General features: G+C 67.1%; 22 protein-coding genes. 9 read left to right on the plus strand and 13 right to left on the minus strand.

Annotated features, from left to right (window positions below):
• Positions 1-22: 22 nt before the first annotated feature.
• The 3 genes from AC5Y5E_RS07245 to fdxA are packed head-to-tail and all read right to left on the minus strand — an operon-like array spanning position 23 to position 1,481.
• Positions 23-457 (minus strand): hypothetical protein, encoded by a 435-nt coding sequence (locus AC5Y5E_RS07245; RefSeq protein ID WP_499902304.1) that lies wholly within the window; start codon positions 455-457, stop codon positions 23-25.
• Positions 454-1,128 carry a helix-turn-helix transcriptional regulator gene (locus AC5Y5E_RS07250; protein WP_499902305.1) on the minus strand — a complete coding sequence of 225 codons (675 nt, stop codon included), beginning with the start codon at positions 1,126-1,128 and terminating at the stop codon, positions 454-456. Before AC5Y5E_RS07250 ends, AC5Y5E_RS07245 begins: the two co-directional genes overlap by 4 nt.
• On the minus strand, positions 1,125-1,481 hold the full coding sequence (fdxA, locus tag AC5Y5E_RS07255) for a ferredoxin (RefSeq protein ID WP_499902306.1): 357 nt from the start codon (positions 1,479-1,481) through the stop codon (positions 1,125-1,127). Before fdxA ends, AC5Y5E_RS07250 begins: the two co-directional genes overlap by 4 nt.
• Before the next feature lie 115 nt (positions 1,482-1,596).
• On the opposite strand from fdxA, the gene AC5Y5E_RS07260 reads away from it, so the two are divergent.
• Together AC5Y5E_RS07260 and AC5Y5E_RS07265 are read left to right on the plus strand one after the other, a co-directional pair.
• Complete coding sequence (locus AC5Y5E_RS07260; RefSeq protein ID WP_499902307.1) at positions 1,597-1,767, plus strand: DUF2249 domain-containing protein; 171 nt, start codon at positions 1,597-1,599, stop codon at positions 1,765-1,767.
• A 78-nt stretch (positions 1,768-1,845) separates the two neighbouring features.
• Positions 1,846-2,730 carry a universal stress protein gene (locus tag AC5Y5E_RS07265; protein ID WP_499902308.1) on the plus strand — a complete coding sequence of 295 codons (885 nt, stop codon included), beginning with the start codon at positions 1,846-1,848 and terminating at the stop codon, positions 2,728-2,730.
• Here AC5Y5E_RS07265 and AC5Y5E_RS07270 read toward each other — a convergent pair.
• The 3 genes from AC5Y5E_RS07270 to AC5Y5E_RS07280 all read right to left on the minus strand — a co-directional run bounded on the left by AC5Y5E_RS07270 (position 2,727) and on the right by AC5Y5E_RS07280 (position 5,514).
• Positions 2,727-3,479, minus strand: a complete 753-nt coding sequence (locus tag AC5Y5E_RS07270; protein WP_499902309.1) for a GAF and ANTAR domain-containing protein — start codon at positions 3,477-3,479, stop codon at positions 2,727-2,729. The two genes, AC5Y5E_RS07265 and AC5Y5E_RS07270, sit on opposite strands and share 4 nt — an antisense overlap.
• A gap of 67 nt (positions 3,480-3,546) precedes the next feature.
• A complete protein-coding gene (locus AC5Y5E_RS07275) occupies positions 3,547-4,338 on the minus strand; it encodes a universal stress protein (protein WP_499902310.1) in 792 nt (263 codons plus the stop codon).
• 24 nt (positions 4,339-4,362) lie between these two features.
• Positions 4,363-5,514, minus strand: coding sequence for a site-2 protease family protein (locus tag AC5Y5E_RS07280; protein WP_499902311.1), 1,152 nt, complete (start codon positions 5,512-5,514; stop codon positions 4,363-4,365).
• A gap of 256 nt (positions 5,515-5,770) precedes the next feature.
• Between AC5Y5E_RS07280 and AC5Y5E_RS07285 the strand changes: the two genes are divergently transcribed.
• Positions 5,771-6,205, plus strand: coding sequence for an Hsp20/alpha crystallin family protein (locus tag AC5Y5E_RS07285; RefSeq protein ID WP_499902312.1), 435 nt, complete (start codon positions 5,771-5,773; stop codon positions 6,203-6,205).
• Between the two features lie 54 nt (positions 6,206-6,259).
• Here the strand turns inward: AC5Y5E_RS07285 and AC5Y5E_RS07290 are convergent, their stop codons facing one another.
• Positions 6,260-6,880 (minus strand): SRPBCC family protein, encoded by a 621-nt coding sequence (locus AC5Y5E_RS07290; protein WP_499902313.1) that lies wholly within the window; start codon positions 6,878-6,880, stop codon positions 6,260-6,262.
• 217 nt (positions 6,881-7,097) lie between these two features.
• On the opposite strand from AC5Y5E_RS07290, the gene AC5Y5E_RS07295 reads away from it, so the two are divergent.
• Positions 7,098-7,304 carry a hypothetical protein gene (locus tag AC5Y5E_RS07295; protein ID WP_499902627.1) on the plus strand — a complete coding sequence of 69 codons (207 nt, stop codon included), beginning with the start codon at positions 7,098-7,100 and terminating at the stop codon, positions 7,302-7,304.
• 81 nt (positions 7,305-7,385) lie between these two features.
• Complete coding sequence (locus AC5Y5E_RS07300) at positions 7,386-8,798, plus strand: WS/DGAT/MGAT family O-acyltransferase (RefSeq protein WP_499902314.1); 1,413 nt, start codon at positions 7,386-7,388, stop codon at positions 8,796-8,798.
• Here the strand turns inward: AC5Y5E_RS07300 and AC5Y5E_RS07305 are convergent.
• The 3 genes from AC5Y5E_RS07305 to AC5Y5E_RS07315 all read right to left on the minus strand — a co-directional run bounded on the left by AC5Y5E_RS07305 (position 8,795) and on the right by AC5Y5E_RS07315 (position 13,215).
• Positions 8,795-10,453, minus strand: a complete 1,659-nt coding sequence (locus tag AC5Y5E_RS07305) for an HAD family hydrolase (RefSeq protein ID WP_499902315.1) — start codon at positions 10,451-10,453, stop codon at positions 8,795-8,797. The genes AC5Y5E_RS07300 and AC5Y5E_RS07305 overlap by 4 nt on opposite strands.
• A gap of 97 nt (positions 10,454-10,550) precedes the next feature.
• Positions 10,551-11,954 (minus strand): wax ester/triacylglycerol synthase family O-acyltransferase, encoded by a 1,404-nt coding sequence (locus AC5Y5E_RS07310; protein ID WP_499902316.1) that lies wholly within the window; start codon positions 11,952-11,954, stop codon positions 10,551-10,553.
• A gap of 10 nt (positions 11,955-11,964) precedes the next feature.
• A complete protein-coding gene (locus AC5Y5E_RS07315; RefSeq protein WP_499902317.1) occupies positions 11,965-13,215 on the minus strand; it encodes an alpha/beta hydrolase family protein in 1,251 nt (416 codons plus the stop codon).
• A 194-nt stretch (positions 13,216-13,409) separates the two neighbouring features.
• Here AC5Y5E_RS07315 and AC5Y5E_RS07320 point away from each other — a divergent pair, with 194 nt between their 5' ends.
• On the plus strand, positions 13,410-13,676 hold the full coding sequence (locus AC5Y5E_RS07320; protein ID WP_499902318.1) for a hypothetical protein: 267 nt from the start codon (positions 13,410-13,412) through the stop codon (positions 13,674-13,676).
• A 66-nt stretch (positions 13,677-13,742) separates the two neighbouring features.
• Here the strand turns inward: AC5Y5E_RS07320 and AC5Y5E_RS07325 are convergent, their stop codons facing one another.
• The 3 genes from AC5Y5E_RS07325 to pat form a co-directional block, all read right to left on the minus strand.
• The gene (locus tag AC5Y5E_RS07325) at positions 13,743-16,523 is read right to left on the minus strand and encodes an AMP-binding protein (RefSeq protein ID WP_499902319.1); all 2,781 of its coding nucleotides are present in this window, start codon (positions 16,521-16,523) and stop codon (positions 13,743-13,745) included.
• Between the two features lie 3 nt (positions 16,524-16,526).
• A complete protein-coding gene (locus AC5Y5E_RS07330) occupies positions 16,527-17,009 on the minus strand; it encodes a flavodoxin family protein (RefSeq protein WP_499902320.1) in 483 nt (160 codons plus the stop codon).
• Between the two features lie 121 nt (positions 17,010-17,130).
• The gene (pat, locus tag AC5Y5E_RS07335) at positions 17,131-18,162 is read right to left on the minus strand and encodes an acetyltransferase Pat (protein ID WP_499902321.1); all 1,032 of its coding nucleotides are present in this window, start codon (positions 18,160-18,162) and stop codon (positions 17,131-17,133) included.
• A 199-nt stretch (positions 18,163-18,361) separates the two neighbouring features.
• On the opposite strand from pat, the gene AC5Y5E_RS07340 reads away from it, so the two are divergent.
• From AC5Y5E_RS07340 to AC5Y5E_RS07350, 3 genes are all read left to right on the plus strand, one after another.
• Positions 18,362-18,625 (plus strand): Rv2628 protein family, encoded by a 264-nt coding sequence (locus tag AC5Y5E_RS07340; protein ID WP_499902322.1) that lies wholly within the window; start codon positions 18,362-18,364, stop codon positions 18,623-18,625.
• Between the two features lie 85 nt (positions 18,626-18,710).
• The gene (locus AC5Y5E_RS07345; protein WP_499902323.1) at positions 18,711-20,561 is read left to right on the plus strand and encodes an AMP-dependent synthetase/ligase; all 1,851 of its coding nucleotides are present in this window, start codon (positions 18,711-18,713) and stop codon (positions 20,559-20,561) included.
• Between the two features lie 106 nt (positions 20,562-20,667).
• On the plus strand, positions 20,668-21,789 hold the full coding sequence (locus AC5Y5E_RS07350) for an Rv2629 family ribosome hibernation factor (protein WP_499902324.1): 1,122 nt from the start codon (positions 20,668-20,670) through the stop codon (positions 21,787-21,789).
• The last annotated feature ends 7 nt before the right edge of the window (positions 21,790-21,796 follow it).

Consider the following 21,796-nt stretch of genomic DNA (forward strand, 5'->3'; position numbering starts at 1 on the left):
CTTCCGTCGTGCAAGCCCGCGATCAGACGGTCAATAGCAGTATCCCCGCCACGAGCAACGCCGCGGTCTTGACCGCCTCCAGGCCGACGTAGGCGTAATGCGCGTGGGACCGCGGCCCCTCCGATCCGGCGAGCACCGCATCGGAGCGGCGGGTCAGCGCCGGGCGCACCGCGATCAACTGGATCGCCAGGGCGACGAAGGCGACGGCGAACGCCGCCACGATCCGCGGCGGGGTGGATCCCCCGGTTCCCGATGCCACGATCGCGACGATGACGAGGGCGAAGGCGACCTCGACCGTGTTGAGCGCGCGAAAGACCAGGCGCCCGATGCCCAGCCCGATCTGCAACGTCACGTTGGGCGCGCGGAACTTCAGCGGGGCCTCGAGGAACGAGATGGCGAGCACCATGCCGAGCCAGACGAAGGTGACCGCGACCGCGATCGCCGATCCGGTGCTCACCGGGCGGACCCGGCCGGCGAGATGTGGGCCAGGCACAGATCCGGTTCGACGAACGCATCGAGGCGGTCGACGGAAATCGGTGCCCTCCAGGTCTCCAGGGCTCCCTGCATCAGCCCGAGGTGGATGGGGCACACGACGGCGCTGCGGGTTTCGGCCAGTTCGAGGAACGGGCAGTGCCGCAGGCCCACCACCTGCTCCCCGTCGGACGTCCGGCGTTCCGGGGCGAACCCGAGGTCGTCGAGCACTCCGACCAGCCGGTCGACGGCCTCCTCGGCGCTGCGGGCCTTCGGCGCCTTGGTGCGCGATTCGACGCTGCGCCCCCACGCCTTCCCCGCGGCCACCGCCTTCGCGCGCGGATTGCGGTCGGCGGCCAGCGCCTCGGTCAGGACCTCGGCGAGCATGCGGTAGTGGCGCGTCCCGCCGCGATCCATCTGCCGCACCGCCTGGAACATCAGCGGTGGGCGCCCGGGGCCCTTGGGGTCGTGCTCGACCTGCTCCACCTGCCGGCTCGCGAGCAGGCTGTCGAGGTGGAAGCGCACGGTATTCGGGTGCACGCCAAGCTGTTCGGCGATCGCGACGATGCTCAGCGGAACGGGCGACGACCGCAATAGCCGCAGCACCTCGCGGCGGCGGCGACCGGTGTTTTCTCCGACTGACGTAATGCCGCTCACGCTCCTTTGGTCTCGTCGGCCCTGGCTTGGGCGGCGACCAGCGGTGTGTCGACACCGAGCGGCCCGACTTTGGCCGCCCCGCCCGGCGATCCCAACGGCCCGTCCCGGCCGGGCAGGACTTCGGTGAAGAACGCCTCATTATCGGCCAGGTAGGGGTGGAGCTCCGCAGGCAGGTCGTCTTCGTAGTAGATCGCCTGGACCGGGCACACCGGCTCGCACGCGCCGCAGTCCACGCATTCGTCGGGGTGGATGTAGAGCGACCTGCCGCCCTCGTAGATGCAGTCGACGGGACACTCGTCGACGCAGGCCCGGTCCATCACGTCGATGCACGGCTTTCCGATCACGTACGTCATGCGCTACAGTTTACACAATCTTACTTGTAAAAACCAAGGAGTTGCGGAAACCACATGGCCGACACCGAAGTTGACGTGCGCGAGTTGCGCAAGCAGGACAAGCACCCGACGATCTTTGCGGCCTACGGCGCACGACCCCAAGCACCTGCGGGCCGAGTTCGACGCCGACCTGCCCGGTAGCTACGGCTGGGAATACCTCGAGAAGGGTCCGAAGGTCTGGCGGATCCGGATCAGCAAGCTCTTCGCCGCGAAAACTTCTGTGCCACTCTGCTCGCCGGATCGGTGACAAACGCCCCTGCTGGAACCCACCCGGCCCCGATACGGTCGTGCGTGAACGGCCACGCCGAGGAATCGAGGACTGGTGATGTCATCGCAGCACGCACATTTGGGAATCGTCGTCGGAATCGACGACTCGCCGGCCGCCAGGACGGCGGTGCAGTGGGCGGCACGCGACGCCGAGCTGCGCAACGTTCCGCTGACCCTGGTGCACGCGGTTTCCCCGGAGGTTTCGACCTGGCTGAGGACTCCCGTGCCCGCCGGCGTGCTGCGCTGGCAGCAGGAACACGGACGCCGGCTGATCGACGAGGCGCTCAAGGTCGTAGAAGCGGCCACACAGCACGGCGGTCCGGCCGGCATCCACACCGAAATCTTTTCCTCGGGGGCGGTTCCCACGTTGATCGACTTGTCCAAGGACGCGGACATGTTGGTCACGGGGGCGCAGGGCAGCGGCCGGTGGCCCGGCCGGCTGCTCGGCTCGGTCAGTTCGGCTCTGCTGCGTCACGCGCATTGCCCGGTCGCGATAATCCACGAGGACCCGCCGCGCGCCGGCCAGGGACCGGTATTGCTCGGCGTCGACGGCTCACCGGCATCCGAACCGGCGACCGCGATCGCCTTCGAAGAGGCCTCCCGCCGGAACGCGGACTTGGTGGCCCTGCACGCGTGGAGCGATCTCGATATCTCGGAATGGCCCGAACTTGATTGGCCCGCAACCCAATCCGCGGCCGAAGAGGTATTGGCCGAGCGGCTGGCGGGCTGGCAGGAACAATACCCCGACGTGCGGGTAACCCGTACCGTCGTGCAGGCCCAGCCGGCGCGCCAGCTCGTCGCGCAGTCCGCGGACGCGCAGCTGGTGGTGGTCGGCAGCCGGGGCCGCGGTGGTTTCGCCGGGATGCTGGTGGGATCCGTCGGCGAAGCCGTCGCCCAAATGGCGCAGGCGCCGGTGATCGTGGCGCGGGACGCCCCGGCCTAGTTGCCCAAACCGTGGTCCCCCACGAGGTGGGCATCGTCGGGGCGGAATCGCAGCCGCCCCGCCACCACTGAACCGGCGACGTCGGTGAGCGACTTTTGGTGGTTGTAGCCATACCCGCGCAACCGCACCAACGCCTGCAGGGGTGACACGCCGAGTTGCTCGGAAAGCAAGCCTGCCGCTTGGTGTACCTCGGCGTGCCACAGCACCGGACCGGGCCCGTTGGCGTGCTGCGCTTCCGGTGGCGGGACGCCACATTGGGCGTCGAGCACGAGCAGCAGCGCGGTGTCGGCATAGATCAACGCGTCCAGCAACCGGCCCTGGTCGAGGTGGCCCGTGGCGTCGCCGTAGAGGTCGAGCACCCCGACCTCGATGGCGCCCAGCGCCAGAGGAAGGCTGTACATCGCGCGTATCCCGAGGCGAGTCGCTTCCGGTGCGAAGATCGGCCAGCGACGCTCGCTCAGCGGCGCGGCCAGATCACTTACGAGGATCGGCCTGCCGCGGGCCAGCGCATCGGCCCCCGGGCCCTGCCCCAGCGTCACCTGCAGCTCTTCGGCCTCGCCGGCTCGCGAATCGCTGACATATGCGGGTTTCAACGTCCAGCTGTCGCTCGTCAGAAGCAGACCGGCGGCGCTGGCACCGACTGCCTCCATGCAGGCCAGGCACGCGTGCCCCGGGGAGATCGGGGCTCCGTCGCGCCCTGCGAGCGACGCGATCGACGCCCAGATCCGGGAATTGCGTTCACCGTTCAAGCCCCAGATGATTCCGGCACCATCACCGGCCCGTAAGAGCCGAACGTCACTTCCTTGCGCCGGCCCGCTAGCGGACGACGAGCACCGAGCATTCGGGGTGGTGGAAAAGCGGGTGCCCGTGCGGGCCGACCAGCCGGGCCAGCTGGCCGGCCTCGTCGCCGCTGATTACGGCGAGCAGAACTCGCTCGTCATTGGCGGCCAAGAAACCGGCGATGGCTTGCTTGGTGGTGATCGGGTAGACGCGAACCTCGGGGTTCCGCCGCCGCCAGTCCTCCACCCGGCGTTCGAACCGACCGTCGGCGTGCTCGGTGAGATCCTCCGGTCGCCCACCGAGGACGAGCATGGGCGCCCGCCGCAATTTCGCCTCCCCCACAGCGTGTTTGACGACGACGTCGTTGTCGTGGGCGTCGGTCATCCGGACCACGATCCAGTTGATGTCCGGCGGCGGCTGCTCGACATCCGTACGCAGGATCGCCACCGGGCAATGCGCCTTCTCGGCCAGCTCGGTCGCCGTCGAACCCAGGATCGAGCGGGCGTAGCGTCCGATTCCGGTGGACCCGACGCAGATCATCTCGGCGTCGGAGGACGCCTCGACCAGCAACGCGCCGGCCGGCCCGCGACCGATGTCGGTTTCGACGGCGACGGGTTTTCCGCTGGCCTCGATCGCCGATCGCGCCGCCCGAAGCGAATTCTCGGCATGGGTGAGGTCACGGGCGTAGTCGTCCGGGGACGGGTGCGTCGGCTTCATGACCGCGACAAGACGCAGCGGCACGTGGCGGCTGATGGCCTCGTCGACACCCCACAGCGCGGCCGGGATGGCCGCCGGCGAGCCGTCGATGCCCACAATGATCGGTTTCATAACCCTCCCAACACCTTTCGGCCGCTAAACGGGAGACGTCGTGGCCGGTCCATGGTGGGCGAGCCGGTAGACATCCATCAGCCGCGTGAGGTCGCTCGGCGTGACAATGCCGATCACCTCGCCGCCGTCGCGCACCAGCGCGCGGCTGCGGGGACCCGCCGGCGCCATCCGCTCGAGCAGGGCGGTCAGCGGCTCCCGCGGCCCGGCGGTGGGCACCGCATCCAGCGGCAGGGCGATGTCCCGCACCCGGGTGCTGCCACGCGCGGTCGGCGCGACGTCGCGCAGCTGCGTCAGGGAGACCAGCCCCACGATCGATCCGTCGGGGTCGGCCACAGGATATGCCGAATGACGGTCGCCCAGCACATAGCGCTGGATGAAATCCTCGACCGTGATCCAACCGGGCGCGGTGTGTGGCCGCGCGGTCATCGCGTCGGAGACGTGCACCCCGGCGAACAGCTGTTGGGTCGAAATCCGCATCTCCTCCTCGCGACTGGCCACGAAGATGAACCAGCCGAGAAAGGCCAACCAGACGCCACCCACGAGGCCGCCCGCGACGAATTGGGCTAAGCCCAAAGCGATCAGGACGAACGCGACGATCCGTCCGGCACGCGCCGCGCCGATCCCGGCGCGCACGATGTCGCCGTGGCGGCGCCACAGGTAGGCCCGCAGCACGCGGCCGCCGTCCAGCGGGGCTCCCGGCAACAGGTTGAACACGCCCAGCAAGAGGTTGATGAAGGCCAGCCACGAGGCGACGCCGACGACGACGGGAGCGGCCCGAACGGTGTCCAGCACCGCGACCAGCCCGCCGAAGCCCGCCGCCAGCGCCAGGCTGGTGACTGGCCCCGCGATCGCGATCCGGAAGGCCGACTTGGGTGTCTTCGCCTCGCCGCCGAGCGTGGTCACCCCGCCGAACAACCAGAGCGTCACGCTTCCCACAGCTACACCTGCGCGACGCGCCACGACCGCGTGCGCAAGCTCGTGGGCCAACAGCGACGCCAGCAGCACCAGCGCGCCACAAACCCCGGCGAGCCAATAGGCCAGGGGCGTATACCCTTTGACGGTGCTTGGCAGCGTGCTGGCGAGGCTCCACGTGAACAGCCAAAGGATGACCAGGACGCTCCAGTGCACCTTCACCGGAAAACCGGCGACCCGTCCCAACGGGATCGCATCGCGCACTTTCAACCTCCAAAGTCGTGGGCCGACAACACCTGCTGCCGAAATTAGGACCGCGCCGTGCCCGCCACTAGGGTCGTTGGACCTCCCCTGGCGGCCAATGGACCTGCCCGACGGGAGTCTGCTGAGTACCCAGGTCGTTCACCGAAATTCAGCTTCCAGAAACCCGATGGGGACTTGAGTCCCTATCGCAGCATCGCCCTCTGTGATCGGATTTAAGTGTCTTTCAGGCAACTCACAACACATTCAGGAGAACACAATGACCACCACCCTTCCTGCGACCCAGAAGCCACAGCATTCGCTGTTTCCCGAGTTTGCGGACTTCTTCGCGGGGTTCCCGTCGTTTGCGGGCATCCGCCCAATGTTCGACACCCGGCTGATGCGGCTGGAGGACGAGATGACCGACGGCCGCTATGTGGTCCGCGCCGAAATCCCCGGCATCGACCCGGCCAAGGACGTCGACATCACCGTCCGCGACGGCCAGCTCACCATCAAGGCCGAGCGCAGCGAGAAAAAGGAATTCGACGGCCGTTCGGAGTTCTCGTACGGCTCCTTTGTCCGCACGGTCTCACTGCCGTCCGGCGCCGACGAGGACGACATCAAGGCCACTTACGACAAGGGCATCCTGACTGTGTCCGTGGGAGTTTCGAAACCCGCTTCCGCCGAAAAGCATGTGCAGGTAGCGACCGGCTAAAGCCGAATCCGAATAGCGACGGGCCCGGGGATCTCGATCCCGGGCCCGTCTCCGTTAACCGTGTTCAACAGCCGACGGCGTCGGCGTAATCGTCTGAGACCGCTCGACCCGGTGCTTGACGCCCAACAACAAAGCTCGTGTGCCCAAGGCAATCACCGGCCTGACGAGTTCCAGGGCAAACACCTCGCCGGGGTAGCGCAGGGCGATCCTGACGCGGGTGAGGAGCCTTACCCGGTCTTCCCAGTGCGGCTGAATGTGGAAGGACCACACCACATTCCAGCGCAAGTCCGCTCGAGTGGCGTTGAGCGCGATGTACTTCTCGCCGACGAGCTCGGCGACGTTCAGCGTCACCCCGTCGGGGAAGCCCATCCAGCCTTCGGGTGCCAGGCGCACGACGTCCCCAACCGCAAGTTGTTGTGATTCCGGTTGGGCTTGATCGGCGCCGCGGCGCCGCTGACCCGCCTGCAAAAGCTCAGACCAGACGGCCGACACCGGCGCATCGATGTACACGGCCTCCGTTGTCTGAATAGCCGGGTCCGTCACCAAACTGTCGCCGGGCAGCGCCATCCGGCACTCCGCCTTGGTCGCACCCCAATTGCGGTAGTACCGTCGCGCGGCGTAGAGCAGCCCAAGGAGCGCCGCCGTCTCGGTGATCCGTCTTATCGCATTGGCCATGACGCCAGTCTTCGTCGTCGGCCGCGCCGTCCGACAGAGTCGATGGTCCTCGCGACCGGGCCAAATTTGCTCCGATGCCCGGGCTGTCGAGGACTTTGGGCCCTATCCGCAATATGCGCGTGACTCAACAATGACTTTGTCTGACGTAATTTGGCAGCGGCGGTTTGCGGCTGAACAAAGGAGCATGGCGGTTATGGGTGGCAACCCATCATTGTTGTTGACCGACACTGACGTAGACGCCTTGGCGCGGGAATTTCTGGTCTCGCGCTACCTCGGCCCCATTTATGCCGACTGGTCGCCCGACCGGCGGCTGGACACCTTCCTGCGGCGACGCGGCCTGTCCCGTGTTGCCGACAACGGCGATCTGTCCACGATCGTGCTTGATCGCATCATGGCTCAGGTAAGCGCCGCGCCGCGCTCCTAGCTTCGGGACCAACGGCACTATCGGCGCTCGCGCCGCGGACGCATATTGATGCGCACCAGCGTGGATCGGAGATGATTGCCGATGGAACAGCTAACCACCATGGAGGCCAGCTTCCTGGAGGCCGAAGACGCCGATCGACATTTGAGTCTGGCGATCGGCACGCTGGCCGTGATCGATGGGCCGATGCCCGACGTGAAGACGTTCACCGCGGCACTGCACGAGCGGATACAAAGCGTCCCTCGGTTCACGCAGCTGCTGCATAAGCACCCCTTCGAATTGGCGGCACCCGAATGGATCGACGACGCCCACTTCGACATCGCCCATCACCTCCGGCGAACGGCACTGCCGCGGCCCGCCGACGACCCCGCGTTGTTCCGGCTGATCGCCGACCTCATGGAGCGCAGGCTGGATCGAGACCACCCGCTGTGGGAGTGCTGGGTCATCGAAGGCTTGCCGGAAGGGCGCTGGGCTGCCCTGGTGAAGGTGCACCACTGCATCGCCGATGGGATCGCTACCGTGCAGATGTTGACCACTATCGCCGACGCCGCCGCGGGTGAGACGTTCGCCAGCGACATCCGCGCCGCCAGGGAGCTGACGTCGTCGATCGTTCTTTCGGCGGGACTCAGTCGCAACCCGCTGACCTGGGCCGGAGGCCTGTGGCGCGCGTCGCTGGCTACCACCTCGGCGGCCGCACAGACAGCCAGGGGCGCAGCCGAATTCGTCACCGGTCTCGCAATGCCGGCGACGGGATCCTCGCTGCACGGCTCCGTGGCCAACAGGCGCCGCTACAGCGCGGTGCGGGTGTCACTCAAGGAAGTCGACGCCGTGTGCGAGGCCTTCGGCGTGACGCTCAACGATGTGGCACTCGCGGCGATCACCGACAGCTTTCGCACCATGCTGCTGCGTCGCGGCGAGAAGCCCCGGCGCAACTCACTGCGCACACTGGTCCCGGTGTCGGTGCGCACGCCGGATGCCATGAACCGCACCGATGTTCGCGTCTCGGCGATGCTGTCAGCCCTGCCCGTCGAACAGCAGGATCCTGTCAAGAGGCTAAGGCTCGTACACGCCCGACTGGACAGGCTCAAGGGCAGCGGTGAGCGGCAAGCCGCCAACGCCTTCGTCGCGCTGACTAATTACCTACCATTTGTCGTAAGCGCATGGACGATTCGGCTGTTGACGCGCCTGCCGCAGCGCAGCATCGTCACCCTGGCGACTAATGTGCCCGGCCCCCGCCAGCGGCTGCAGGTGCTGGGGCGCCCGGTGGAACAGCTGTTGCCGGTACCGCCGATCGCAATGCAGTTGCGCACCGTGATCAGCATGCTCACGTACGTCGATGAGCTGGTCTTCGGCATCACCGCGGACTACGACACCACACCCGACGTCGACGAACTCACCAGGGGCATCGAACTCGGCGTCGCGCGGCTGGTCACCCGCGCCCTGACACGCAAGCCGGCAAGGAAGCGCGGCCGTCGTCCGGCCAGGCTGGCCCGCTAGCGCTGTTGTTCTGAAGGCAGATAACGCTTTTCCACCGCCTGCACGAGTTGGTCGCGGATGCGTTCCACGTCCGCCGCGCGCCGCGCCTCCAGCTCGTCCTCCCAGGCCGCCACCCGCACCGCCAGATCCTTATCGGCGATGGTGCCGTCCAACCAATGCGAGAAGTCGCCCCGTTCGAGATGGTATTCGAGCGCCTGCTGGTCGAGATGTCTTATCGCACTGCAGAAGTCATGCATGCTTGCGGCCGCCGCGACGGAATCGCCGTTGGTGGTGCGAAAGTAGAACCGCCGTTCGGGCGGGAGCCGGACATCGGCGTATTTGTGCCGGTGCCGTACGTGTGCGGTGTGGCGCTCCGCGATGGTGAAACCGCGAGGCGGCCCCGATCCGAAACGGATGGTGGCCCGCCGTCGTGCGGCGATGTCTGCCGCGATGTCGGTATAGGCGAGGGTTATCGCGACGTCGCTGCTGTCGATCTCATGTGCGGGAAGCGCTGCCGGGGCAAACGAACACAACACGTAACCGCCGCGGCGCGCCCAGTGCGCTTCCTCCTCGTTGCCGAGGAGATGGGCCTCGTCGTAGATCACCCAGTGCGGGAAGCCATGCCGTTCGCGGTGCGCCTCGGCGGTCGACCGGAGTCGGCGTACATAGTCGCTCTTGCTCGGCTCGGCCAGTCCCGACAGGTCGACCACCACGCTGGAGTTTGGACGCAGTGCGTGGACGACCTCGGCCGGTTCGGGGAGGTGGTGACCGCCGTCGACGACCTGCACCTGATTGAGCTGCTGCAATTGCAGGTGATCGCCCTCGGGGTCGATGACAAGCACGCAGTATCCGGCCAGGACCCATCGTTCGGCCAGCAGGCCGAGCAGGTAGCTCTTTCCCGACGCGGCCGGCCCGGTAACGAGAATGCGGCCCTGGCTTCCCGGCAACCCTGTCGTGGTCCCGTCGTCAAACGTTCCGATGTCGACCCAGCGGCGCGGCGGGCACCAGCGTTGTGCGCCGGAAAGATACGGGTGGCTGAGCAGCTCTGCGACGCCCGCACCATCCGGTCGATCCAACACGACATCGGCGAATCGCCGGACCGACGGGACGGCGTCCGCCACCGCGGCACCGACCTCGGCGACACCGAGTAACGACAAGTCGTTCTCGGCGTCGCCGACCGCAACGGTGTTGTGCGGGGACAGGTTCATCTTTGCCAGTAGGGCGCTCAGCCCGGTGCCTTTGGTGACTCCTGCCGGCAGCACCATCAGCGCGCCCCGATTCCGTATCACCTGATAATCCATCCCGAGTTCGCCGATCACCTCGACGACGGTCCCGGCGTGCTCGCCGTCAACGGCCACCAGCACCTCGCCGCGCCGGCACGGGACGCCCCGGGTGGCGAGCGCCTGATCAAGGCCGCGATCCACCGGTTCCGCCAGCGCATGCGTCTGTCCGCCGATGACCACCACCGCTCCGTCTTCCAGTACCAGCGCATCGAAATGGTCGGCTATCTGGGGGAACTCGGCACGCAACTCGGCTCCGATGCGGCCGGTGACGAGCACGATGGTCAGGCCGTCTCGCCGGGCCCGATCGATCGCCTCGACGGCTTCCGGGCCCAGGTTGCCGCGCGAGGTCAGGGTGCCGTCGAAATCGACTGCGACGACTTTGAAAAATGCCACAGCCTTCCCATCTGCCTTGTTCCCCATGGCGAACCCTAGGCCGGCGGCATGGAGCTTTGTAGGGCCGTTTGGCCTCCGTCGGAACCGCGGGGCTGAGTCAATCCACGGTAGCGACGGATTCGAGCTCGGTCAGGCACTCCTCGGTGAGCGGGATCAGCGTGTCGATGTCGGGCACCACATCGGCACCCGCGACGTATCCGAATCCGATCCGGTCGGCGTATGAGCATGTGGTCACGTTGAGTGCCATACCGTCATAGACCGTCGATACCGGATACATTTCGTCGACATGCGCACCGTTCCAATACATTTCGGCGCCGGGCCCTGGCACGTGCGAGATGGGCAGGTTGTATCCGGTGCGCACCTTCGGCATGAACGACAGCAGCGGCATGACAACGGTCGCGGCGATGTTCGGCGCGGCCGTCAGCAGCGACGCCGCCGATCCGCGCTTGGCGACCCAGCGCTTTCCCTCCGACATCGACCGGTGGATCAGGTCCAGCCGTGTCGCCGGGTCCTCCATATGGGTGCCCAAGGGACACGCCCACAGCCCGAACATGTTGCCGTGCTGGTCATTTGCCGCGTCGTACTCGCGATCGCGCACGGTGATCGGGCAGACGCCCACCAGTGACTGCTTGGGCAGCTCGCCCCGCTTTAGCAGCCAGCGACGCACCGCCCCGGCCACCATCGCGGTCACCACGTCATTGCCGCTGACACCGGTGGCCTGTTGCACCGTGTGGATGCGGTCCTTCGGCCAGCTCCCGGCCGCGACGGCGCGCCCGGGGCCCAGGCGGCCGTTGAACCGGGTGTAGGGCGCCTCGAAGGGCAAAACGGTCGTGTGCCCGACCAGCGTGTCGAGGACGGTCGACAGCTCGCCCGTGACCACCCGCCCGACGAGCCCGGCGCTCGACGTCGCCGTGCCGAGCAGTGATCGCAGCGGCGCGACAAGACGCGCGGCCAGCCCCGTCCCCTCCGACTGCGGCGAGGATTCGTGACGGCGGTCGGCGTAGAAGGGCGGCATCGACCGGTCTGCCGGATCGGTGCTCAGCGCGTCGCCGATCATCTGGAAGCCGGCCACCCCGTCGATGACGGTGTGGTGCACCTTGATGTAGAACGCGAAGCGGCCACCGGCGAGGCCGTCGATCAGGTACGACGCCCACATCGGCCGGGACCGGTCGAGCCGCTCCGCGTCCAGCTCTCCGACGAGCCGCCAGAAATCGTCGGGGTCTCCCGACACGGTGCGGCGCTGGCAATGCCGGCTCAGGTCCAGCACGTCCAGCTGACGCCAGACCCAGACGCCGCCGGTGTCCAGGCCGCGGTGCGGATACCTGCGCAGCCGGGGATCGACCGGACCCTTGCCGGCGAGGGCCTCGCGGTACAGGTCCTCGACGTAGTCCGGGCCGGCGTCGTCCGGCGGTGACAGAATCAGCACCGCGCCGACGTGCATCGGGCTGGCCACCAGCTCCGCGGCCATCATCGCCACGTCCAAGGGGTCCAGCGGATCCATGATGTTGCGCCTAAGCCGGGCGGTCGCGCCGCGTCGGCGGCGCGTCAAGTAGCCCCGACTGCTGCAGCGCATCCCACACGAAGTTCTGCACCGGCCGCGACCGGAAGAATCCGGTGTGACCGCCGGGATACCAGACGATTTCGGGTTTGCCCCAGTGTTCCCAGAGGCGGACCACCTGCTCGCGCGGGTGCACAACCCGGTCGGCGACGCCGGCATAGATGAACCGGCCCGGCATCGGCACCAGCGGACTGAGCGACAGCGGCGACGTCATCCGTCCGATGGGTTCGGCCAGCTCCATCGTGCGCCGGCGGGGGTCGTCCTCGCTGAGACCGGAGTGGCGGCCGAGCAACTGCACCAGGTCGGCCACCGGAACGCCGAGGATCGCGCAGGTGAGGCCCTTTTCGAGGCTAGCGACCAGCGACGCGATGTAGCCGCCGAGGGAAAGGCTGTTCAACCCGATCAGCGACTCGGGCTCCTGCAACCGGACCCAGGACAACAGCCGCCGGATGTCCCACACCGCCTGACCCGTGGCGTGCACGTCGTCGAGGATGTCCTCTCCCGGAAACACCGCGGTCTTGGGCAGGCCGCGGGCCCGGGGGCCGTGCATCGGCAGTACCGGCATCACGACGTTCAGCCCGAGCTCGTCGTGCAGCTTCCAGGCGCGAAACAGGGCGAGATCCAGCGCGGCCCGGCCCATTTCCGTCCCGTGCACACACACCAACCAGGGCCGCGGTTCCGGATGGCGGAGTACCAGGGCGTATTCGCGGTCGTTTGCGGTGTAGCTCATCCAACGCTCCGCGCCCGGTTCACCCGGCCGCGGCAGATACCCGCTGTCGAACGATATGCGATAGAGGGAGCGGGTGCGCCCCTTGACCTTTCGGACCGTGACGTCGGAAAGCGGCGGCGGCGTGCCGAAGAATCTCTTCGGGTGATCGAGCCATCCCCTTTTGCCGTAGAACTCCAGCGCCGCAAGCACCTCGCTGGTGATGCGCTCGAAAATCTCGGGCCGGCTGACCGGGCGGCGTGCCTTGAGGCCCATCAGGACGATCTCGTCGCGAAACGCCTGCGCGGCCAGGGCGAGGGTGGGCCGCGCAATCGGAAGTTCGCCGGGCGCCTTTCCGAGGTAATCGCGCCACGACTGCGCGACGTATCGGCCGGTGCCGGCGAACGGTTCGACGGCCTTGCCCAAACCGTCGACGGCCGGTGCGCTCCAGCGAGGAACGCCCGATACTTCCCGTCCGTGGCTGTCGGGTGTGGCCATGGCCGCACGCTAGCACCTCGCCGATCCGGCACGTTAGGGACCTACGGCCCTGCGAAAGTCACGAAAGTCCTTGACCGGCAAGCACAGATCACCGGGACTTTTGGCTCTCGTGCCGGGGGCTTTGTGAGTCGTAACGTCGGGGCGTCGGCACGCAGCCGACGACAGGAATCCAGGAATATCACAAGGAGTTGACAATGACAGCACCCGAAAAATCAGAGCCGCGCTGGGCGGAGCTTTCCGACGACGTGCTCGAGTCCGTCGAGAACGGCCGCAAGCAGGCCATCGACGCCGTCCGCAAATTCGTCGATCAGATCAGCCCCGTGCTCCCCGAGCAGTCGCACCGCAAGACCGTCGTCGATGCCGCCCTCAACCTCGCCGACGAGTTGGGCGCCGCGCGCATTGAATTCTTCCGCAGCGTGGTGCACAGCGCGGGCCAGGCGGTCGGCAAGCACAGCGAGTGAATCTCATCATTCGTGGCCGGGCGGTTCGACGAGGCACCGCCCGGCCATCCACTTTTCGGGCACCAATCACTCGACGTCCGCCTCCCCCGACAGATCCAAGACGACCTTCCGCGCGGCGCGCTGCAGTTCGACTGCCGCAGACCAGTCGGTACCCGAAGGCCGGATCGGCTCACCAACCGCGATGTCGACGCTCCCCCGCCGCGGGAAGTGATGTTCCGGCCGCAGTATCGTCCGCGTCCCGCGGATGGCCACCGGGACGACTGGCACGCCGGTTTGAGCGGCCACCGCGAACGCTCCCATGTGGAAGGGCCGCAATCCTGGAGCACGTGCCAGCCGACCTTCGGGGAAGATGACGAGTGACTGCCCGGCTCCCACCAGGGCTGCGAGCCGGCCGACGTCGGCCACGCCGTGTTCACGCTCGTGGCGTTCGACGAACTGATGGCCCAACCTCCTCAGCACGAACCCGTTGAGCCCCTGATGCTCCAGCACTTCGGCGGCAACGAAGCGAAACGACTGCGGCATCACCGCGGCCAGCGCCAGCGGGTCGATCCAGCTGGGGTGGTTGGCCACCGCGATGGATGTCCCGGGTGGGAAGCGGTCGAGGCCATGCACGCTGATCGCCGTGCCGGTCAAATGGGCCAGTAGCCGGACCGCTTCGCGTGCTACCCGCCAGCGCCACCGCGGTCGCGGTAGCAGTAAGAGCGCGAGTGCCACCGACAATCCGAGGATCGCGTACACCACCCATGCGTAGGCGGCGAATGCCACGGCCCCCGCCGCGCGACGTGCGCGACGCAGCGACGGCGCCGCACCGCGAAGGCGAAGGCGGGCCAATTCCCACCACACCGCACGCGGTCGCGCACCGATCCTGCCGGCCTGGTAGATCGCCCGGCTGGCGGCCCGCCTGATCTTTCCGCTCGAGGTCTTCAGGACCGTGCGCGGTGGCGCCAGAATTACGTCGTCGGGAGCCACCCCCAGCAGATCCACTGCGGTGGCGGCGATTTCGGAGCGCAGTGCGCTACGGACGTCGTCTCCGATCGCCCGGGTTTCGGCCAAGACGACGAGTCGCTCGGGCCCGCCCGATGCGTCGGGCGAGGCGAACACGGCCACACATCCCTTGCGGACGCCTGGGAGGTTGCCGACCGCCTCTTCGAGCTCGGCCGGGTGCAGGTTGCGACCGGCTCGGATGATCACATCCTTGACCCGGCCGGTGACGTATACGTCGGCGCCGGCCAGGTAGCCCAGGTCGCCCGTGTCGAGCCAGCCCTCGTGGAACAGCGCACGCGTCGCCGGCGCGTTGTTGAGATAGCCGGCGGTTGCCGACGGACCGCGAAACTCGATGCGGCCCTCGCGGCGGTCGCCCAGCTCGTTGCCGGCGGCGTCGACGACGCGAATCTCGTGCCCTGGCAGGGGTTGGCCGCACGCGACGAAACGAAGGTCGGGCTCGCCCGGCTCCGCCGGCTCGGCACGCCCGGAGCCCACGAACGCGTCACGGCGGATCCGGTCGATGAGCGGACCCCGTCCCAACGGCGGGAAGGCCAGGCCCACGGACGACTCCGCCAACCCGTACACCGGCGTCATCGCCTCCCGCCGAAACCCATACGGGGCGAAGCGATCACCGAACCGCTCGATGGTTGCGGCGCTGACGGGCTCGGCGCCGTTGTAGGCCAGCCGCCACGAGCTCAGGTCAAGCCCTGCGATCTCGTCGTCACGGATCTTGGTGAGGCACAGCTCATAGGCGAAGTTCGGTCCGGCCGACATTGTCGCCCGGTTGGCGTGAATCGCCCAGAGCCATCGCGACGGTCGGATCAGGAACGACTGTGGGCTCATCACCACCAGCGGGACACCGAAATACATGCAGCCGAGCCACGCGCCGATCAAACCCATGTCGTGATATAGCGGCAGCCAACTGACGAAGGTGTCCGATCCGCATGCCCCCGCCGCCTGACCCATCACCCGGATGTTGGCCAGCAGGTTCCGGTGTGTGAGCGCGACCCCCTTGGGGTGTCCGGTGCTGCCCGAGGTGTACTGCACCAGCGCGAGATCGTCGGCGCGCGGTCTCGGGAGAGGTGGCAGCGGGTCTTCGCTTGCGCCGGTGAGGGATTCGGGTACGACGACGTGACGCAGGCTTTCGACGTTCGCGCGCAGCAGGTGCGCCAGCGGAACGGCCTCGGGCACGGTCACGAGCATGGTTGCCCGGGCGTTGGCGAGGATACCGGCGGTGCGGCGCAGGTGATCGGCCAGCTGGGAAGGCCGTGCCGGCGGGTAGACCGGGACCGGGACGGCCCCGGCGATGACCACCGCGGCGAAGGTGACGAAATACGCCCGACAGGTGGGCAACATGATCGCGACCGTCTCGCCCGGCATGATCTCGTGCTCGATCAGCCCGGCAGCCACGGCGGCCGCCTCCCGGTGCAGCGTGGCATAGGTCAGGTCTACGGGACCGACGGCCTCGTCGAGGATGCGGATGTGTGTGCGGTCCGGTGTCGCGTCGACGTGCCAGCTGAGGGCGTCATTCAGTGTTTGCGCCGTTTCGGGCACCATGCCGCCCGGCACGGGCGAAGGGAGCGGGACCACGTCACGGTCTTCCCCGACGGCGGGACCGCCGCGGGCGACCGCGGCTATCAGGTCGCGCGGCGTCTCCGCGCTGGCCAGGATGTGCGGCGGGAGGGCCACCCCGAATTTGTCCTGAACCCGCAGCAACAGTTCCGCCAGCTCGAGGCTGCCGATGCCGAGGTTCTCGAAGGTGCTATCAAGCGTGACCGCGGGCGGCTTGGCGTGTGGGTGAACCTCGGCGACGAGGCCGCGCACCAACGCGAGGGTGTCAGCGGCGCGCTCTTGGGTTGGCATTGGTCATGAAGCGGCCTGGGGGCGCTCGACGCGTTCGCGAAGGCGCGCAACAACTTCCGCAGCTGAATCGAGGTCGCGGTCGTCGGGCCGTCCCCTGTTGATGCCGCCGATGAATCCGAACGGTCCCATGGTGTCGAAGCCGCGACAGGAAAACGAACCGATCACCTCAAAGCCCTTCGCTTCGAGGTGTTTCCGAACCGGTTTGTTGTAGTCCAGCAGCGGAACCGCCCGGGCGCCGCTGGTGAAGAAGGTGAACGCTCGCACGTGATCGACGGTCGGGAGGCGACGGATCAAGTTCCGTAGCCTCTCGTCCACCGCCATGTAGTAGATGCCGGATCCGAAGCCGACGAGATCGTACTGGTAAATCGTTTCGGGGTCGACTGACTCCGGTTCGACGACCTCGGCACCAAGCACCTCTGCCATCCGGTCGGCCACGCGCCGGGTGTTGCCGTGCGATTTCGAAGTGCAGACGATGAGCGACTTCATTGCCCAACTCCTTTGAGAACTTGGCCCGGAAGCATCCATACTGGGCGCCCGGCCCGCCATCGGATAAGGGCGCAAAGGCACGAAGCCCCGGGGCATAAGTCACTTCGAAGCCGTCATTGGGTCAGTCGAAAGCCTGGATCACCTGTCGGGCCACCATTCGGATCTGCGTAAGGGTTCCTGAATCGATGGGCAGGTCATCGGGGGCCGGGATATCCCCCGTCGTGGCAAGGACGCCGGGTTCCTCGTGCTCCCAACGCGCATTGACCTTGTCGCCCAGCACGCGCGCGGGCGGGTTGTCGGCGAGCACCCGGGCGTGAAAGCGTTTGACGCCGTCGACACGGGCGGCGACCGCCAGCGCGCCGAGCAACAGGGTGCCGATCCCGCGATTCTGATAGGCGTCCGCGACGGTGAGAGCGACCTCTGCCGAGGCCGGGTCATCTTCATCACGAATGAACCGGGCGTCTGCGATCACCGGCCCGCCCTCACAGTCTGTGATGACCCAGACAAAGTGGTCGACATAGTCGACTTCGAAGAGATAAGCCAACCGGGCGAGGGTGGGCGCACCGCCCTGGTAGCGCCGATACAGCGTCTCCCGCGAAAAGGAACCACTGCTCTTGAACCGCTCGGCATCACCGGGCAGCACCGGACGCAGCAGAAGCTCGGTACCGTCTTTGGCCGACACAGCGATCGGGTCGATGTAGGCGACCAGCCGCTGCCTCGCGGTGCGCACCATCCGTTCGGCGACGACGGGCGAAGCCAACATGCACTCGAAGGCGTCGTTGTATCCGACGTAGCCGCGGACGTCATCTTTGGCGATTACGGTCGCCGTTCTGGGTTCGCCTCGCAGCAAAGCGATTTCGCCGATAATCGTCCCCGGTGACAGCTCGGTCACCGTCACCTGGCCGTCAGCGGCGAGGTGCCGGATCTCCACCCGGCCCGATGTGATGATGGAGAACGACAGCGCCTGTTCACCCTGGCGCATCAGAACCTCGCCGGCGGCGGCGCGCAGCGGCTTCAGGCGTGAGGCCAAGGCCGTAAGATCCTGCGCCGGCACGCCGGCGAACACGTCCAGCGCCGACAACTCCTCGACGCTGACAGCACTCATACCGGCCGGCACGGCGCGCCCAGAACCGGCTTCCCCGCAATCGGTCATCCCGAAGAACGGTACGCGGCCGGCCCCTAAACCGCCGGGGCAATTCGCTGGTGAGCGCAGTGACAAAAGTCCCTGTCGGGCCGGGACTTCGGCGGGTCCAACGCGAGACCAAAGCATCCCGGTAGACGTGCTCTTGGCCTCTACGACGCGGCCGGCGGCTTTGGTCGGATGGAACGATCCGGCTACCCGGGAGACGACGATGTACTCAGCGACATGGCGGCCTCATTGGCCACAGCGGCGGCCGACAGCGGCCGTGTATCAGTTGACCGATTGCCTGCACGAGGGTCATACGGCCCGGGTGGCGGCTCACCAGATCACTGCGACAGTTTCCGCGTGGCTCGCCGAGCTGGGCGCCCAAAGCCCGTTGGTCGGCGACCTCGAGCGCGCGGTGTGCGGCGGCGATTGGACCGCGGCGTACGCCATCGGCGAGTGCTTGTCCGTTCGGGTGGCGGTTGCCAGCTGACCGCGCCAGCAGAAACCTGTGATCGCGGGGACTTTCGACACTATTTCCGACGTAACGCCGGCAGCAGGATCGAGGGATTAACACTATGAACCAGCCACCCGCCCCAATGGAGACGCCCGACTTCGCCAAGATCGAGAGTCGCGCACCATCAGTGGCGCACATGTTCCTGAACCGCGTCGCCGCCACGCCGCACGCGGAGGCCTTTCGGTACCCACTGGACCACACCTGGGAGAGCGTGACCTGGCAGCAGGTCGGCGAACGCGTCTACCACATTGCCGGCGGGCTGATCTCGCTGGGCATCGCCCCGGAGGATCGCGTCGCGCTGGCATCGTCGACGCGCTACGAGTGGGTGCTGGTCGATTTCGCCATCATGTGCTCCGGCGCGGCGACCACCACCGTGTACCCGACGACGAACGCGGGCGACGTCTCCTACATCATCGCCAACTCTGGAAGCCGACTGGTGGTCGCCGAAGATCAGACTCAGGTCGACAAACTGCTCGAACACCGCACCGACCTGCCCGAGGTGAGCAAGGTCGTCATCATCGACGGCAACGGCGACGGCGACTGGGTGATCACGCTCGCCGAGCTGGAGCAGTTGGGCAAGCAGGTGCTGGCAGACTCACCGAATGCCATCAGGGAGCGCGTCGCGTCCGTCGGCCCGGCCCAGCTCGCCAGCCTCATCTACACCTCCGGAACCACCGGTCGGCCGAAGGGCGTGCGACTGACCCACGGGGCATGGACGTACACCGCCGCGGCCATCGACTCGCTCGGCATCCTCGGGCCCGATGACGTCAACTTCTTGTGGCTGCCCCTGGCACACGCCTTCGGCAAGGTGATGCTGGCGCTGCCCCTGCAGATCGGCTTCCCGACCGCGATCGACGGCCGTCCCGAGCGGATCGTCGACAACCTTGCGACGCTGCGTCCCACCATCATGGGGGCGGCGCCCCGCATCTTCGAGAAGGCGCACGCCCGCATCGAGGGCATGGTCGCCGAGCAGGGCAGGCTCAACAAGAAAATCTTCGACTGGGCGATCGGCGTCGGCACAAAGATGTCCCAAACCCGGCAAGCCGGCAAGAAACCTTCGTTGGCCTCGTTGCTCGCGTACAAGGTGGCCGACCGGATGGTGTTCTCCACCATCCGGGAACGGTTCGGTGGACGATTGCGGTTCTTCGTCTCCGCTGCCGCCGCCCTGGACCACGACGTCGCCCAGTGGTTCGACGCCGTCGGCATCATCGTGCTCGAGGGCTACGGGCTGACCGAGACCGCGGCCGCGTCATTTATCAATCGCCCCGGGGCCTACCGGTTCGGCACGGTCGGGTTGCCGTTCCCCGCGACGGAAGCCAAGATCGCCGACGACGGCGAAATCCTGCTCAAGGGGCCGGGTTTGATGACCTCCTATCATGATCTTCCCGACGCCACGGCCGAGGCGCTCGATTCGGACGGTTGGTTCCACACCGGTGACATCGGCGAAATCGACGGCGACGGCTTCCTGCGGATCACCGACCGCAAGAAGGACATGTTCAAGACCTCGCAGGGCAAGTACGTGGCGCCGTCGGCGATCGATGCGAAATTCAAGGGCCTCTGCCCGTACGCGAGCGAGCTCCTCGTTTATGGGGAGGGCAAGCCGTACTGCGTGGCGCTGGTCAGCCTCGACAGCGAGGCGATCACCGACTGGGCCACCAAACAGGGCCTCGCGGGTAAGTCGTTCGCCGAGATAGCACGCGACGAGCAGACACAGGGACTGATCGCCGGATACATCGATGCGCTCAACGTGGAACTCAATCGCTGGGAGCAGATCAAGAGATTCGCGATCCTCGACCGTGAACTCTCCGTCGAATCCGGCGATCTCACGCCGAGCCTGAAGCTTCGCCGCAAGGTGGTGATCGAGGAGTTCTCGGATCGCCTCTCGGCGCTCTACGAACAATCGTCAGCGTGAAAGACGGTGACCTAAGGCCCGAATTCCGGGGCTAACGACCCTCCCGCCGCCACGGTCGTCCTCCATACGGTTGCCAACATCAATGGTGCAAAAGGAGAGGGACGGCATGCGATCAGATCGCCTAAGGTGGTTGGCCGACACGGAAGGCCCGTTCGCCTCGGTCTATTTCGACGACACACACGACACCGCGGATGCCGTCAAGCAGCTGGAAGCGAGATGGAGCGATATCCGCAAGTATCTCGACGGCCTGGGGGCGGACACGGAAGTTCTCGGCACGGTCGAGCAGGCCGTACTGAACCATCGCCCGGCGATCGGTCGGCGCGGCCGCGCCGTGATCGCCACCCGAGACCGGGTGCTGATCAACGAGCCCCTTACCGAGCCACCACCGGCGCTGGTGGTTCGCCTGTCGGACTACCCGTACGTGGTGCCGTTGATCGAACTTGAGATGCGCCGGCCGACCTATGTTTTCGCCGCGGTCGACCACGTCGGCGCCGACGTCACCGTCTTTCAGGGCGGCGTGGCCAGCTCCACCACCATCGACGGCGGACATCCGGTGCACAAGCCGGCGACTGCCGGCTTCAACGGCTACGGCGACTTTCAGCACACCACCGACGAAGCCATCCGCATGAACTGCCGCGCGGTTGCCGACGAGATCACCCGGCTCGTGGACAAGGCGGACCCCGAGGTGGTGTTCGTGTGCGGCGAGGTCCGTGCGCGGGCGGACGTGGTTTCAGAATTGCCGCGGCGCGCGGCCCGCCGGGTGTCGGAGTTACACGGCGGGCCACGCAAGAGTGGTTTCGATGAGGAAGAGATCCGCCGGCTGACGCAAGAAGAGTTCGACAGGCTCCATCGCATCGAGACGGCCGAGATCGCGGACCAATTCGAAGCCGAAAAAGGGCGCGGCTCGGGCTTGGCGGCCCAGGGCGTCGCCGCCGTATGCGCCGCGCTGCGTGAGGGCGACGTCGACACACTGTTCGTCGGCGAGTTGGGCGACACGACCGTCGTTACCGGCAACGCGCCCACCATGGTCGCGCCGGATGCCGACGTGCTGTCCGACTTCGGCCAACCGGTGAAAGGCGTAGCACGGGCCGACGAGGCGTTGCCGTTCGCCGCGATCGCGGTGGGCGCGTCATTGGTACGGGCCAACGACCTGATCACACCGGCCGACGGGGTCGGCGCATTGTTGCGGTACGCCGCGACCGACGGGGCCAATCGCCGTGGTGCGTAACATACTT

This window comes from Mycobacterium sp. NGS54 (genome assembly GCF_059812465.1).

Bases quoted from the DNA above. Each gene is read 5' to 3' on its own strand.
- AC5Y5E_RS07330 (WP_499902320.1), bottom strand. From the start codon at position 17,009: ATGAAGTCGCTCATCGTCTGCACTTCGAAATCGCACGGCAACACCCGG.
- AC5Y5E_RS07350 (WP_499902324.1), top strand. From the start codon at position 20,668: ATGCGATCAGATCGCCTAAGGTGGTTGGCCGACACGGAAGGCCCGTTC.
- AC5Y5E_RS07285 (WP_499902312.1), top strand. From the start codon at position 5,771: ATGACCACCACCCTTCCTGCGACCCAGAAGCCACAGCATTCGCTGTTT.
- AC5Y5E_RS07310 (WP_499902316.1), bottom strand. From the start codon at position 11,954: ATGGATCCGCTGGACCCCTTGGACGTGGCGATGATGGCCGCGGAGCTG.
- fdxA (WP_499902306.1), bottom strand. From the start codon at position 1,481: ATGACGTACGTGATCGGAAAGCCGTGCATCGACGTGATGGACCGGGCC.
- AC5Y5E_RS07345 (WP_499902323.1), top strand. From the start codon at position 18,711: ATGAACCAGCCACCCGCCCCAATGGAGACGCCCGACTTCGCCAAGATC.
- AC5Y5E_RS07275 (WP_499902310.1), bottom strand. From the start codon at position 4,338: ATGAAACCGATCATTGTGGGCATCGACGGCTCGCCGGCGGCCATCCCG.
- AC5Y5E_RS07265 (WP_499902308.1), top strand. From the start codon at position 1,846: ATGTCATCGCAGCACGCACATTTGGGAATCGTCGTCGGAATCGACGAC.
- AC5Y5E_RS07320 (WP_499902318.1), top strand. From the start codon at position 13,410: ATGACAGCACCCGAAAAATCAGAGCCGCGCTGGGCGGAGCTTTCCGAC.
- AC5Y5E_RS07290 (WP_499902313.1), bottom strand. From the start codon at position 6,880: ATGGCCAATGCGATAAGACGGATCACCGAGACGGCGGCGCTCCTTGGG.
- AC5Y5E_RS07325 (WP_499902319.1), bottom strand. From the start codon at position 16,523: ATGCCAACCCAAGAGCGCGCCGCTGACACCCTCGCGTTGGTGCGCGGC.
- pat (WP_499902321.1), bottom strand. From the start codon at position 18,162: ATGACCGATTGCGGGGAAGCCGGTTCTGGGCGCGCCGTGCCGGCCGGT.
- AC5Y5E_RS07300 (WP_499902314.1), top strand. From the start codon at position 7,386: ATGGAACAGCTAACCACCATGGAGGCCAGCTTCCTGGAGGCCGAAGAC.
- AC5Y5E_RS07340 (WP_499902322.1), top strand. From the start codon at position 18,362: ATGTACTCAGCGACATGGCGGCCTCATTGGCCACAGCGGCGGCCGACA.
- AC5Y5E_RS07315 (WP_499902317.1), bottom strand. From the start codon at position 13,215: ATGGCCACACCCGACAGCCACGGACGGGAAGTATCGGGCGTTCCTCGC.